This window comes from Silanimonas lenta DSM 16282, from assembly GCF_000429065.1.
GTDB lineage: Bacteria > Pseudomonadota > Gammaproteobacteria > Xanthomonadales > Xanthomonadaceae > Silanimonas > Silanimonas lenta.
Map to the genome: position 1 here is coordinate 1 of NZ_AUBD01000014.1, position 12,995 is coordinate 12,995.

The 12,995-nt window shown below is 72.8% G+C and carries 11 protein-coding genes and 1 pseudogene; 7 read left to right on the forward strand and 5 right to left on the reverse strand.

All coding sequences use genetic code 11. The features are described from left to right. The 3 genes from G408_RS0107820 to G408_RS0107830 all read left to right on the forward strand — a co-directional run. Positions 1-2,651, forward strand: a 2,651-nt coding sequence (locus tag G408_RS0107820; protein WP_028770648.1) for a response regulator, incomplete at its 5' end; no start/stop codon positions are given. After that, positions 2,644-4,434 carry a chemotaxis protein CheB gene (locus tag G408_RS14800; protein WP_156890100.1) on the forward strand — a complete coding sequence of 597 codons (1,791 nt, stop codon included), beginning with the start codon at positions 2,644-2,646 and terminating at the stop codon, positions 4,432-4,434. The genes G408_RS0107820 and G408_RS14800, both read left to right, overlap by 8 nt. A gap of 12 nt (positions 4,435-4,446) precedes the next feature. After that, positions 4,447-4,917, forward strand: coding sequence for a chemotaxis protein CheW (locus tag G408_RS0107830; RefSeq protein ID WP_028770649.1), 471 nt, complete (start codon positions 4,447-4,449; stop codon positions 4,915-4,917). Between the two features lie 12 nt (positions 4,918-4,929). Here the strand turns inward: G408_RS0107830 and G408_RS0107835 are convergent, their stop codons facing one another. After that, on the reverse strand, positions 4,930-5,667 hold the full coding sequence (locus G408_RS0107835) for a 16S rRNA (uracil(1498)-N(3))-methyltransferase (protein WP_028770650.1): 738 nt from the start codon (positions 5,665-5,667) through the stop codon (positions 4,930-4,932). Beyond that, complete coding sequence (locus G408_RS13765) at positions 5,658-7,079, reverse strand: adenosylmethionine--8-amino-7-oxononanoate transaminase (RefSeq protein ID WP_051282784.1); 1,422 nt, start codon at positions 7,077-7,079, stop codon at positions 5,658-5,660. Before G408_RS13765 ends, G408_RS0107835 begins: the two co-directional genes overlap by 10 nt. Positions 7,080-7,139: 60 nt before the next feature. Here G408_RS13765 and nudE point away from each other — a divergent pair, with 60 nt between their 5' ends. The 4 genes and pseudogenes from nudE (at position 7,140) to G408_RS0107860 (ending at position 9,820) form a co-directional block, all read left to right on the forward strand. Then, positions 7,140-7,697, forward strand: a complete 558-nt coding sequence (gene nudE, locus G408_RS0107845; protein ID WP_028770672.1) for an ADP compounds hydrolase NudE — start codon at positions 7,140-7,142, stop codon at positions 7,695-7,697. Further along, on the forward strand, positions 7,694-8,545 hold the full coding sequence (gene cysQ, locus G408_RS0107850) for a 3'(2'),5'-bisphosphate nucleotidase CysQ (protein WP_051282785.1): 852 nt from the start codon (positions 7,694-7,696) through the stop codon (positions 8,543-8,545). The genes nudE and cysQ overlap by 4 nt, the downstream gene beginning before the upstream one ends. A gap of 28 nt (positions 8,546-8,573) precedes the next feature. Next, a pseudogene (mazG, locus tag G408_RS13770) lies at positions 8,574-9,431 on the forward strand (nucleoside triphosphate pyrophosphohydrolase); the annotation flags it as partial. A gap of 74 nt (positions 9,432-9,505) precedes the next feature. Then, a complete protein-coding gene (locus tag G408_RS0107860) occupies positions 9,506-9,820 on the forward strand; it encodes an Mpo1-like protein (RefSeq protein ID WP_028770652.1) in 315 nt (104 codons plus the stop codon). 28 nt (positions 9,821-9,848) lie between these two features. Here the strand turns inward: G408_RS0107860 and G408_RS0107865 are convergent, their stop codons facing one another. From G408_RS0107865 to G408_RS0107875, 3 genes are all read right to left on the reverse strand, one after another. Next, positions 9,849-10,193: a DMT family protein gene (locus G408_RS0107865; protein WP_028770653.1), complete on the reverse strand. Its 345-nt coding sequence runs from the start codon at positions 10,191-10,193 to the stop codon at positions 9,849-9,851. Between the two features lie 63 nt (positions 10,194-10,256). Next, on the reverse strand, positions 10,257-12,425 hold the full coding sequence (locus tag G408_RS13775) for an EAL domain-containing protein (RefSeq protein WP_084628130.1): 2,169 nt from the start codon (positions 12,423-12,425) through the stop codon (positions 10,257-10,259). Next, the gene (locus G408_RS0107875; protein ID WP_028770654.1) at positions 12,385-12,891 is read right to left on the reverse strand and encodes a methanogen output domain 1-containing protein; all 507 of its coding nucleotides are present in this window, start codon (positions 12,889-12,891) and stop codon (positions 12,385-12,387) included. The genes G408_RS13775 and G408_RS0107875 overlap by 41 nt, the downstream gene beginning before the upstream one ends. Positions 12,892-12,995: the final 104 nt, after the last annotated feature.

The following is a 12,995-nucleotide window of genomic DNA, read 5'->3' on the forward strand; positions in this document are numbered from 1 at the left end:
AGGAGGCCCGGCTGGCGGAGGAGGCCCGGCTGGCGGAGGAGGCCCGGCTGGCGGAGGAGGCCCGGCTGGCGGAGGAGGCCCGGCTGGCGGAGGAGCGCGCCCGTCTCGAGGCCGAGCGCCAGCGCCTTGCCGAGGAAATCGCCCGCCGCGAGGCGGCGCGCGCCGCCGAGGCGGCCGCCGCGGCTCCCGAGACGGGCCGCGCCGGCCTGTCCTTCGAGGGCGTGGACGTGCCCGATGCCGGCGATCCTGCCGATCCGGATGCGCCGCTCGACACCACCGACATCGACCTCGACCTGCTCGAGATCTTCCTCGAGGAATCGCGCGACCTGCTCGACCACAGCGACGGGCTGGTGGCCCGCCTGCGCGACGAGCACGAAGACCGCGAGCTCGTCACCGGCCTGCAGCGCGACCTGCACACCCTGAAGGGCGGGGCGCGCATGGCCGGCGTCTGGGCCGTGGGCGAGCTCGGCCATGCCATGGAATCGCTGCTGGAAGCGGTGGCCGACGGTCGCCGCCAGCTCGATGCCAGCGGCATCATCGTGCTCGAGCGCTGCTTCGACCGCCTGCACGCGATGATCGCCCGGGTGGCCGAGCGCAAGGCCATCGTCCAGCCCAATGGCCTGATTGCCCAGGTGAATGCGCTGGCCGCCGGCGAGCCGCTGGCCGCAGCCGAAGCCGCTCCGGCGGTCGGCGAGGCAGAGGGCGGCGCCCCGGCCCCGTTGGAGGCGCCGCGCAAGCCCAGGCTCGGCGAGCTCTCGCGGCCGATCGCCGATGCCGTGGACGAGGACGACGGCGGCGCCCTGCGCGCGGCCCAGGAGCAGGTGCGCATCCGCGCCGACCTGCTCGACAAGCTCGTCAACTACGCCGGCGAGGTGGCGATCTACCGTTCCCGCCTCGAGCAGCAGCTTGGCGCCTTCCGCGCCAACCTCAACGAGCTGGAGCAGACCACCACCCGTATCCGCGACCAGCTGCGCCGCCTCGAGATCGAGACCGAGGCGCAGATCGCCTCGCGCTACCAGCGCGAGGAGGAGGACGACCGCGACTTCGACCCACTGGAGTTCGACCGCTTCTCCACCCAGCAGCAGCTCACCCGCTCGCTGGCCGAGTCGACCAACGACCTCGGCAACCTCTACGACTCGCTGGACGAGCTGACCCGAGGCTATGAGGCCCTGCTGCTGCAGCAGTCGCGAGTGAGTTCCGATCTGCAGGAGGGCCTCATGCGCACCCGCATGCTGCCCTTCGAGTCGCTGGTGCCGCGCCTGCGCCGGGTGCTGCGCCAGGCCTGCGCCGATACCGGCAAGCAGGCCCAGCTCAAGGTGGATGGCGCCAGTGGCGAGATGGACCGCTCGGTGCTCGACCGGATGACGGCGCCCATCGAGCACATGCTGCGCAACGCCATCGCCCATGGCCTCGAGATGCCGGAAGAGCGCCGCCGGGCGAAGAAGGATGCCGAGGGCACGGTACGCATCGCGGTGGCGCGCGAAGGCTCGGAAGTGGTGCTGCGGATCAGCGACGATGGCCGCGGCCTCGACCGCGAGCGCATCTTCGCCAAGGCAGTGGAGCGCGGCCTGACCACGCCGGACGCCCAGCTCAGCGACGAACAGGTATACGGCTTCATCCTCGAGTCCGGCTTCTCCACCGCCGAGTCGGTGAGCAGGCTCGCCGGCCGCGGCGTGGGCATGGACGTGGTCTACAACGAGATCCGCCAGCTCGGCGGCTCGCTGCAGATCCGCTCCACCCCGGGCAAGGGCAGCGAGTTCACCATCCGCCTGCCCTTCACCCTGGCGGTGACGCAGGCGGTGTTCGTCAAGATCGGCGAGACCCGCTTCGCGGTGCCGATCGCCTCGGTGCAGGGCGTGGCCCGCATCGGCCGCGAGGAGCTCGCCAGGCAGGAGCGCGAGGAGAAGCCCACCTTCCGCTACGCCGGCGAGGACTACGGCATCTACGATCTTGGCCGCCTCGTCGGCCATGCCCCGGCCAGGGCCGAGGGCAGCCTGCAGATGCCGCTGCTGCTGGCGCGTTCGGGCGACCTGCGCGCCGCCATCTGCGTCGACCAGGTGCTGGGCAGCCGCGAGATCGTGGTGAAGCCGGTCGGGCCGCAGGTCAGTTCGGTCTCCGGCATCTTCGGCGCCACCATCATGGGCGATGGCTCGGTGGTGGTGATCCTCGACGTGGCGCCGCTGGCACGCCGCTACAACGCGCTGGCGGCCGAGGCCGCGACCTCCGACCGCCCGGCGGCGCCGGCCGCCGCGCCGCTGGCCGAGCGCCGGGTGCCCTACGTGATGGTGGTGGACGACTCCATCACCATGCGCAAGGTCACCGGCCGCGTGCTGGAGCGCCACAACTTCGAGGTGGGCACGGCGAAGGACGGCGTGGATGCCATCGAGAAGATGGCCGATCGCGTGCCCGACCTGATGCTGCTCGACATCGAGATGCCGCGCATGGACGGCTACGAGCTGGCGCAGACCATGCGCGGCGACCCGCGCCTGCGCGACGTGCCGATCATCATGATCACCTCGCGCACCGGCGACAAACACCGCCAGCGCGCCTTCGAGATCGGCGTGAACCGCTACCTTGGCAAGCCCTACCAGGAGCCGGAACTGATCCGCCACGTGTTCGAACTGCTGGCCGAGGTGGCCGCCCGTGGCTGAGGGCGTGCCGCTGAAGGTGGCCCTGCTGGCCCGTGCCGGCGAGGCCCGCGGCCAGCTGCGCCGCGCCCTCGACGAGTTCGGCGCCGAGCTGGTGCTGGAGGCCGACCCCAACGAGCTCGATGCCGGGCAGCTTGCCGGTTCGGGCGCCACCACGGTGCTGGTCAGTGTCGAGCCGGCCGTCGAATCGGCGCTGGAGCGGCTGGAGGCCGTGCTGCTCGCTCCGGGCCTCACCGTGCTCTACGACGAGGCCGAGACCACGGCGAGGCTGCAGGGCTGGGACCTCAACCGCTGGGCGCGGCATCTCGCCGCCAAGCTGCTCGGCAAGGACGTGCTGCCGCCGGGCGCCGAACCGGCGCCGCATGCCGAGGCGGCCGAGCACCTGGTGGCCGCGCCCCTGCCCACGCCCTCGGCGCTGGCCGCCGGTGCCCGTATCGAGGACTACACGGCCGAGCTGGGCCAGATGGCGGCGGCGGTGCCGAGCGCCGAACTGCCGAGCGACCTGCCGCAGCCCGAGCCCCGGCCGGGCGGAGAGGGCGAGCCGCCGGCCTGGGCGGCCCCGCCGGCGGCGGAAGGGGATCCCGGGGCCCTGGCCCTGGACGATGCCGCCCTGGCCCAGGCCCTTGGCGCTACCGATGCCCCGCCGCCCGAGCGCGAGCCGGCTTCGGCGGCAGAGCCGCAGCTTCTGTCCGACGAGGCCATCGACCTTTCCGGCCTGGAACTGATCGATGATCCGGCCGGGGCCGTGCCGCCACCGCCTTCGGTCTCGCTGCTCTCGGCGAAGGAGATCCGCTTCGATGCCTCGGTCATCGAGGTCGAGGAGCTCACGCTTTCCGAGGAGGAGCTGGCGGCCTTCGGCGAACTCGGCGCCCCCCTGGCGGCAGAGGCTGCCGGGACCGTGACGGAAGGTGAGGAAGCCCTGGAGCTGGACGAAGACCTGGCGAAGCTCGCCGCCTCCCTCGACGAGAACCTGGAAGCCCTGAGCGTCGAGCCCGTTGCCGAGGAGCCGCTGGCCGCGCCGCAGGAGGAGCGCCCGCCGCCGCCGGATGTCTCGCACCTGCGCCTGGATGACGGCGCAGCACCGCTGGAGACGCCGGCTGCCACCAGGCCCCGCTTCGACTTCAGCGGCCTGTCGCTGGAGCTGGCCCCGGTGGACGAGAGCCCGGCAGCCCCGCTGCCGGCCACTGCACCGGCTGCGCCGCCGCCGGCGCTCGACATCGGCCATCTCAGCCTCGCCCCGCTTGCCGACGCCGGGGGGGAGGCCGCCGCCGCGGTACGCACGGTGCTGGTGCTCTCCGGCATCGGTGGCCCGGATGCGGTGCGCCAGCTGGTGCGCGCCCTGCCGGCCAGTTTCCCGGGCGCGGTGCTGCTGAAGCAGAACCTCGACGGCGGCCGCCACGACCGCTTCGTGGAGCAGCTGGCCAAGATCAGCCGCCTGCCGGTGGCGCTGTCGGAACCGCATGAAACGCCGCCGGGCAATGCCGTGCGGGTACTGCCCGATGGGGCCAGTGCCGCAGGTGCCTTGAGCTTCCCGAAGGAGGGCGGCGTCGCCGCCCTGATCGAGGCGGTGGCCGCGCTCGATGGCGCCATCGTGGTGCTGAGCGGTGCCGACGAGGCCGCCATCGAGCCCCTGAAGGCGGCGATGGCGGGCGGCGTGCGCGTGCTGGTGCAGGATCCGTCCAGCTGCTTCGACGGCAAGGTGGCGGGCGTGCTGCGCGAGGCGGGCGCCCCCGCGGTGCCGGCCGCCGATCTCGCCGCCCGCCTCGATGCCTATTTCTCCTCCTGATCCGGACGCCCCATGAGCGAGCTCCAGAACGACATCCGAGGCGTGCTGATCGCGGTGGGCGGTGGCCGCCTGCTGCTGCCCAATGCCAGCGTCGCCGAGGTCATCTCCTACTCCGAGCCGGAGCGCATCGAGGGCGCGCCCGACTGGCTGCTCGGCGCCGCCCGCTGGCGCGGCTGGCGCCTGCCGGTGCTGAGCTTCCCGCAGCTCGTGGGCTGGCCCGCCGATACCGCCCAGCTCGGCGCCAAGGTGGCGGTGCTCAAGGCCCTTGGCGGCAATCCGCGCCTGCCCTATTTCGCGGTGGTCTCGCAGGGCTTCCCGCGCCTCGTCAGCGTGGGCCGCGAGCGCCTGGTGGCGATCGAGGACATGAAGGACCTGCCGCTCGGCGTGCAGGCCCGGGTGCAGCTCGGCGAGGACGTGGCCGTGATCCCCGACCTGCTCACCGTGGAACTGCTGGTCGAGGAAGCCCTGGCCAAGGCGGCCTGAGGCCCTCCGGGTTCAGGCCCAGTCGCCGTAAAGCGCCTGCAGGGCGGCCAGTACCGCCAGGCCTGCCGTCTCGGTACGCAGCACCCGGGGTCCGAGCCGTACCCCCTCGAAACCGGATTGCGTGAGCAGGCCGAGGTCGCGCTCGCCAAGCCCGCCCTCCGGGCCGATGACCAGCACGAGCGGTTGGGAGACGTCGATGTCCAGCGCTCTCAGGGCGCGGCCCCGGTGCGGGTCGAGGATCAGCCGCCGGGCCGTGGCGGGCAGGGCGGCCACCGCCGCGTGCAGGGGCAGGGGCTCGGCCACCGCGGGCAGGCGCGCCCGCCCGCTCTGCTCGCAGGCCGCGGCCACCACCCCACGCCAGTGGGCGAGGCGGCGTTCGGCGCGTTCGCCCTCCAGCTTCACCTCGGTGCGCTCGGTGAGCACCGGCTGGATGGCGTGCACGCCGAGTTCGGTGGCCTTCTGCAGGATCAGGTCCATCCTGTCGCCGCGGGCCACGCCCTGCAGCAGGGTGATGGCGAGCGGCGATTCGTTGCCGCGCGCCTGCACGCCCTCGACGGTGAGTTCGACCGCCTTCTTCTCGGTGCCGGTGATCCGGGCCGGGTAGTCGTAGCCATCGCCGTTGAACAGGGTCACGGCGTCGCCGGCGCGCAGACGCAGTACGCGCAGCAGGTGCAGGCTCTTGTCCTCGGGCAGCGGCACCCGCTGCCCGGGGGCCAGCGGCGCCTCGACATGGCAGCGGATCAGGCGCATCGGGCGTAGGCTTCGAGGGCGGCGGCGGTGGCGCGTTCCAGCACGGCGATCTCCTCCTCGCCGATGCAGTACGGCGGCATCCAGTAGAGCACGTTGCCCAGGGGCCGCAGCACGGCCCCGGCGGCGAGCCCGGCGCGGTAGGCGGCGAGCGCGCGGCGCCGGGGATGGTCGGCATGCGGGCGGCGGCTCCTGCGGTCTTCCACCAGTTCGAAGGCGAGGATCATGCCGGTCTGGCGCAGGTCGCCCACCAGCGGGCGGTCGGCGAAGCGCGCGGCGGCGTGGCCGAGCCGGGCCGACAGGGCGCGGTTGGCCTCGATGGCATGCGTGGACTCGAACAGGTCGAGGGTGGCATTGGCGGCGGCGCAGGCCACCGGATTGCCGGCGAAGCTGTGCGAATGCAGGAAGGCGCGGCTGCGGTCCTCGCTCCAGAAGGCCTCGAACACCGCCTCGGTGGTGAGCACCGCCGAGAGCGGCAGGGCGCCGCCGGAGAGGCCTTTCGACAGGCAGAGGAAGTCCGGCGCGATGCCGGCCTGCTCGCAGGCGAACAGGGTGCCGGTGCGGCCGAAGCCCACGGCGATCTCGTCGGCGATCAGGTGCACGCCAAAGCGGTCGCAGAGCGTCCGCGCCTCGGCGAGGTAGGCCGGATGGTGCATGCGCATGCCGCCGGCGCACTGCACCAGCGGCTCCAGCACCAGGGCGGCGAGGGTCTCGCCCTCGCGTTCGAACAGGGCGGCGAGGGCGGCGGCGGCGCGGCGGGCGCAGGCCTCCGGCGATTCGCCCGGCGCGGCGTGGAAGGCATCGGGCGAGGGCACCAGCCGCGGCTCCAGCAGCAGCGGGGCGTAGATGCGGCGGTAGAGCGGGATGTCGCTCATGGCCAGCGCGCCGAGCGTCTCGCCGTGGTAGCCGTTCTCCAGCGCCACGAAGCGGGTGCGCTGCGCCTGCCCGGCGTTCTGGTGGGCGTGGAAGCTCATCTTGAGCGCGATCTCGATCGCCGCGCTGCCGTTCTCGCCGTAGAACACGCGGCGCAGCGGGGCGCGCCCCGGCTCCCGCGGGGCGAGCGCCACCAGGCGCTCGGCGAGCCGCAGGCCGGGCTCGTGGGCGAAACCGGCATAGATCACGTGTTCCAGCTCCGCCGCCTGCGCGCCGATGGCGGCGGCGATGTGCGGATGGGCATGGCCGAAGAGGTTGGTCCACCAGCTGGAGATGGCATCCAGCCAGCGCGTGCCGTCCAGGCCTTCGAGCCAGGCGCCGCGGCCGCGCCGGACCGGCAGCAGGGGCAGCTCGCCGCGGTGCTCGCGCATCTGCGTGCAGGGGTGCCAGACCACGGCGAGGTCGCGGGCGAGGAAGGCCTCGACGCCGCCCTCTGCTAGCATCGGCGCGATGGAAGCGTTCTCGTTCATGCCCCGAATGATGGTGAGCCGGGCTGCGGCTGTCCATGCGCGATCGTGGCCGCGTGGCGCATGGGGCCGGCCATGAGCCGGCCGCTGCCCATCGTCCATGGCCGCGAGGAAGTCGATGTCGGGGCCTACCGGCTGGAGCGCGTGGACCTCGAGTTCAGCAATGGCGAGCGCCGCCGCTTCGAGCGCCTGAAGAGCAAGGGCCATGGCGCGGTGATGATCGCCGCCCTGCCGGACCCGGAGACCGTGCTGCTGGTGCGCGAGTACGGCACCGGCACCCACCGCTACGAGCTTGGCCTGCCCAAGGGCAAGATCGACGCCGGCGAGACCTGGGAGCAGGCCGCGGGCCGCGAGATGCGCGAGGAGATCGGCCATGGCGCGCACCGCCTCACCCGGCTGCGCGCGCTCAGCCTCGCGCCCACGTACATGAGCCACGAGATCCAGCTGGTGGTGGCCGAGGACCTGTTTCCGGACCGCCTGCCCGGCGACGAACCCGAGCCGCTCGAGGTCCTGCCCTGGCGCCTCGACCGCCTGCATGAGCTCATGCTGCGCGAGGAGTTCTCGGAAGGCCGTTCGATCGCCGCCCTGTTCCTGGTGCGCGAATGGCTGGCCCGGGGCCGGCCACGGCCATGAGCGCGGCGGAGGTTCCGGCGGCGACGGGGGCCGGCACGCTCGACCGAGCCGCTCTGCGTGCGCCGCTCGTCGCGCTGGCCCGGCGCGCCGGCGAGGCCATCCTCGCGGTGTATGCCCGCGATTTCGGCGTCGAGGCCAAGGCCGACCGCTCGCCTCTCACCGAGGCCGATCTCGCCTCGCACCGGGTGCTGGTGGCGGGCCTTGGCGCGCTGGCGCCCGGCATTCCGGTGCTGTCCGAGGAATCGCCGGCCAGTGAAGTGGCCGAGCGACGCCGCTGGCGGCGGCTGTGGCTGGTCGATCCGCTCGATGGCACCCGCGAGTTCGTGAAGAAGAACGGCGAGTTCTGCGTCTGCATCGCCCTCGTCGAGGACGGGGTGCCGGTGCTTGGCGTGGTGCATGCGCCGGTGGGCGACACGGGCTGGTCGGCGCTGGCCGGCGGGGGCGTCTGGAAGCACGGGCCCGAGGGCCGCGAACAGCGCCTCGCCCCGCGCCCGGCCAGCGTGACGCCCCCCACGCTCGCCGGCCTGCGGGTGGCGGCCAGCCGCTCGCATCTCGATGCCCGCACCGCCGCCCTGCTCGAACGCCTGCCCGGAGCCGAGCGGGTGGCGCTCGGCTCGGCCCTGAAGTTCGGCCTGCTGGCCGAGGGCCGGCTCGACCTCTACCCGCGCTTCGGGCCCACCTCGGAATGGGATACCGCCGCCGGGCAGTGCCTCGTCGAGGCCATGGGCGGTGCCGTGCTCGATCTCGAGGGCCGGCCACTGCGCTACAACCAGCGCGATACCCTGATCAATGGCGATTTCCTCGCGCTCTCCGACCCGCGCCTGCCCTGGGAGTCCCTGCTTGACTGAGGCCCTGCGCCCCGAACACCGCGAGGCCCTGGCCGCGCTCGGCCTTGCCGTTGAGGCGGAGGCGCTTGGCCGCCTCGAGACCCTGCTCGCGATCATGGCGCGGCTGCGCGATCCCGAGCGCGGCTGCCCCTGGGACGTGAAGCAGGACTTCGCCAGCATCGCCACCTACACCATCGAGGAGGCCTATGAGGTGGCCGAGGCCATTGGCCGCGGCGATCTTTGCGACCTCAGGGACGAGCTCGGCGATCTCCTGCTGCAGGTGGCCTTCCATGCACGGATGGCGGAAGAGCGGGGCGCCTTCGCCTTCGCCGATGTGCTCGCGGCGATCAACGACAAGATGATCCGCCGCCACCCGCACGTGTTCAGCACGGCCTCGGTGGAGGATGCCGATGCCCAGACCGCGGCCTGGGAGCGGATGAAGGCCGCCGAGCGCGCGGCGAAGCGCCGCGCGGGGGATGCACCGCCCTCGGCGCTGGACGACGTGCCGGCGGCCCTGCCGGAGTGGCAGCGGGCGCTGAAGCTGCAGAAGCGTGGGGCGAGCGTGGGCTATGACTGGCCGGGCCCGGCGCCGGTGATCGACAAGCTGCACGAGGAAATCGAGGAGGTGCGCGAGGCGCTGGCCCTGCCGCCCTCGCCGGAGCGGCAGCAGGCGCTGGAGGACGAGATCGGCGACCTGCTGTTCGTGGCCATGAACCTCGCGCGCAAGGCCAGGGTGGACCCAGGCGCGGCGCTGCGCCGCGCCAATGCCAAGTACGAGCGGCGCTTCCGGCAGATGGAGGCGCTGGCCCGTGCGCAGGGCCGCGAGTTCGCCACCCTGACGCTGGCCGAGCAGGAGGCGCTGTGGGCCGAGGCCAAGCGCCATGAGCGTGGCCTTGATGCGGCCGCGACCGCCGGCAGGTAGGCTCTCGAGAGTGGCCGCGTGACGGCCGGCCGGCTTCCGCCCGAACTCCCGCTCCCGACATGAACGCCAGCACCGGGTTTTCCTGCTTCCGCGACTTCTACCCCTATTACCTCGGCGAGCACCAGAACCGCACCTGCCGCCGCCTGCACGTCATCGGCTCGGCCGGGGTGCTGCTGATCCTCGGCCTCGTGCTGTTCCAGGTGTTGAGCCCGTGGTGGCTGCTGGCGCTGCCGGTCTGTGGTTACGGCTTTGCCTGGGTGGGGCACTTCTTCTTCGAGCACAACAAGCCCGCCACCTTCAGGCATCCGCTGTATTCGCTGATGGGCGACTGGGTGATGTTCAAGGACGTGCTCACCGGGCGCATCCCGTTCTAGGCCGGCGCCGCGTGGGCGCCGCGCGCGCTCATTCGAGGAAGAGCAGGAAGGCCGCCGCCACGATCAGCACGAAGGCGGCCACGTGGTTCCACTTGATGGCTTCGCCAAGGTAGCTGATCGAGAAGCCGGCGAACACGGTGAGGGTGATGATCTCCTGCATGCCCTTCAGCTGCGCTGCCGAATAGACCTGGTGGCCGAGGCGGTTGGCCGGCACCATCAGGCAGTACTCGAAGAAGGCGATGCCCCAGCTCACCAGCACCACGGTGGCGAGCGGCGCGGCCTTGTACTTGAGGTGCCCGTACCAGGCGAAGGTCATGAAGAGGTTCGAGCCGATGAGGAGCAGGATCGGCAGGACGTAGGGGCTGGCGCTCATGGCGGGGGATCGTGGCGGCGGAGGCGCGCAGTGTGCCGCAGCGCCGGCGTGCCCGGCAGCGCCTCAGGCGATGCCGCGGGCGGCGGGAAGCCGCGGCAGCCTGGTCCACACCCCCTCCCAGGGCTCGGGGCGGTGCAGGTGGTAGCCCTGGACGAAATCCACGCCGAGCAGGCGCAGGGCGTCCAGCACCTCGCCCGTCTCCACCCGTTCGGCGATGCTGCGCGCCCCGACCACGCGCGCGGCTTCGACGAAGCAGCCCACGGCCGTGGCGCCGAGGCGGTCGCTGGGCAGGCCCTCGACGAACTGGCCGTCGATCTTGAGGTAGTCGATGGGCAGCTGGCGCAGGTAGCCGAAGGAGGAAGACCCGGCGCCGAAATCGTCCAGCGCCACCGCCACGCCGAGGTCGCGCAGCTGGGCGGCGAAGCGCCCGGCCTCCATCAGGTGGGTGATCACCGCGGTCTCGGTGACTTCGACGCACAGGCGCCCGGCGATGGCGCTGCCACCCTCGCGCAGCAGGGCCAGGGCCGCGTCGCGGAAGGCGCGGCTGCCGATCGACTGGCCGGAGAGGTTCACCGCCACCTCGACCTGGGCGCGCGGATCGGCGCGCAGGGCCGCCACCACCCGCTCCAGCACATGGCGGTCGATGGCCGGCGCGATGCGGAAGCGCTCCGCGGCGGGCAGGAAGTCTCCCGGCATTACCAGGCGGCCCGCCTCGTCGCGCATTCGCAGCAGGGCCTCGGCATGGGCCGGCCCCGGGCTTTCGCGCAGGCGCTCGATACGCTGCAGGTGCAGCTCGAAGCGGTCCTCCTCCAGGGCATCGGTGAGGCGCTGCGCCCAGACCATGCGCCCGCGGGCATCGGCGGCCTCGCCCGCCTCCTGCCAGAGCCGCACCTGCTGGCCGCCGGCCTCCTTGGCGGCATAGCAGGCGGTGTCGGCGGCCTGCAGCACCTCGCCACAGTCGCTCCAGCGGCCATCGACGAGGGCGATGCCGATCGAGGCGCCGATGCGGAACCGGCGGCCCTCGTGCTCGAAGCGGAAGGCCGCCAGCCGGCCGAGGATTTCCTGCGCCACCCGCAACGCCGCCTCCTGGCCGCAGCCCGGCAGCAGGATGCCGAACTCGTCGCCGCCCAGCCGGGCGATGGTGTCGCTGCTGCGTACCGCGGATTCCAGCAGGCCGACGAGCTGCTGCAGCAAGAGGTCGCCGGCGGCATGGCCGGCGGTGTCGTTGACCAGCTTGAAGTGGTCGAGGTCGAGGTAGAGCAGGGCGTGCACGTCGCCGCTGCGGCGCGCGTCCTCGAGCGCGCGGGCGAGGCGGCTGTCCAGCTCGAAGCGGTTGTAGAGCCCGGTGAGCGCATCGTGGGTGGCGCGCTCGGCCATCTCCCGGGCGAGGCGGCGCTTCTCGGTCACGTCGTGGAACACGATGACACCGCCCACCAGCCGCGCCTGCTCGTCGAAGATCGGCGAGGCGGTGTCCTCCACGGCGATGGTCGTGCCATCGCGGCGCTGCAGGGCAGTGTCGCCGAGCATGCCGGTCGGGCGGCGCTCGCCGATGGCGACCAGCAGCGGGTTGGGCGCGGCGGCGCCGGTGTTCTCGTCGACCAGGTCCATCACCCGCTGGATCGGCTGGCCGTTCGCTTCGGCCAGCGTCCAGCCGGTCAGGGCCTCGGCGGCAGGATTCATCCAGGTCACACGGCCGCCGGTGTCGGCGGTGACGACGGCATCGGCGATGCTCGCCAGCACCACCCGCAGCCAGGCCTCGCGTTCGCGCAGGGCCTCCTCGGCCCGGCGCCGGCGCTCGATCTCGGCATCGAGCTGGTCCATCTTCTCGCGCAGGCTGACGAAGCGCCGCGCCAGATCGGCATGCGGCTTGAGCAGCAGCAGGAAGCCGCCGCCGCCCGGTGCCTCGGCGGGCAGGGCGCTGAGTGCGGCGAGCAGGTCGGCTCCTGCCTCCGGCACCTGCCAGCGCAGGCGCAGGGGCAGGGCCTGCGAACTGCCGCGGGCTTCCCGCAGGTGCTGCGCCAGCGTCTCGCCCCCGGCGAGGGCGTCGGCGAGCGGGCGGTCGAGCCAGGCTGCCAGCGTGGGCACCAGGGCATGGGCTGGCCGGTTCGCGGCGCGCAGCACGCCCCCGGCATCGAGATAGAGCAGGGGCGCCGGCACGGCCTCCAGCAGCCAGCGGCAGGCCGCGCCGGACTCAGGCTTTGCGGTACTGCCGTGCACCGGGAATCCTCGCATTCGGATCCAGGCTCACCCGCACCCGGCAGCCGCGGTCGCCGCGGGCGATGGCCTGTTCGACCTCGACCTGGGCAAAGCCCCGGTGCGCGGCGGCGAGGGTGCCGAACACGTTCGAGGTCATCATGCACAGGGAAGGACGATCGAGCACCCGGTCGCCGAAGGGGCAGGCATCGTTCACCAGCACGATCTCGAGGCCGTCGATCGACTCGATGCGGAAGCCGCCCTGGATGCGGCGCTTGAGGTCGACCAGCACCTGGGCCAGCTGTTCCGTGGTCCATTCGCCTTCGCCGAGGCGTTCGGCATAGAGCGCGTCGATGCGGCGGCCGATGCGCTGGCCGACGAGAGCGATGAAGCCCGAGGCCTCCTCGAGGCCCACCACGTCCTCGAGCAGGCCGCTCAGCTCGCGCAGCAGGTCGCGCAGGAAGCCATCGCGCTCCAGCGCGGGCGGGGAATTGCCGTGCTCCATGCCTGGCCTCCGGGGAAACCCCGCCATCGTCCCGCCGCCGGCGGCGGCTGGCGTGAAGACGGCATGCAGCTGACGCAAGTTCACGCCCGTGTCACCCGCGCTGT

Coding starts and splice junctions, on each gene's coding strand:
- G408_RS13775 (WP_084628130.1), bottom strand. CDS start 12,425: ATGCGAGGATTCCCGGTGCACGGCAGTACCGCAAAGCCTGAGTCCGGC.
- cysQ (WP_051282785.1), top strand. CDS start 7,694: ATGAGCGCGGCGGAGGTTCCGGCGGCGACGGGGGCCGGCACGCTCGAC.
- nudE (WP_028770672.1), top strand. CDS start 7,140: ATGAGCCGGCCGCTGCCCATCGTCCATGGCCGCGAGGAAGTCGATGTC.
- G408_RS0107830 (WP_028770649.1), top strand. CDS start 4,447: ATGAGCGAGCTCCAGAACGACATCCGAGGCGTGCTGATCGCGGTGGGC.
- G408_RS0107835 (WP_028770650.1), bottom strand. CDS start 5,667: ATGCGCCTGATCCGCTGCCATGTCGAGGCGCCGCTGGCCCCCGGGCAG.
- G408_RS0107875 (WP_028770654.1), bottom strand. CDS start 12,891: ATGGAGCACGGCAATTCCCCGCCCGCGCTGGAGCGCGATGGCTTCCTG.
- G408_RS0107860 (WP_028770652.1), top strand. CDS start 9,506: ATGAACGCCAGCACCGGGTTTTCCTGCTTCCGCGACTTCTACCCCTAT.
- G408_RS0107865 (WP_028770653.1), bottom strand. CDS start 10,193: ATGAGCGCCAGCCCCTACGTCCTGCCGATCCTGCTCCTCATCGGCTCG.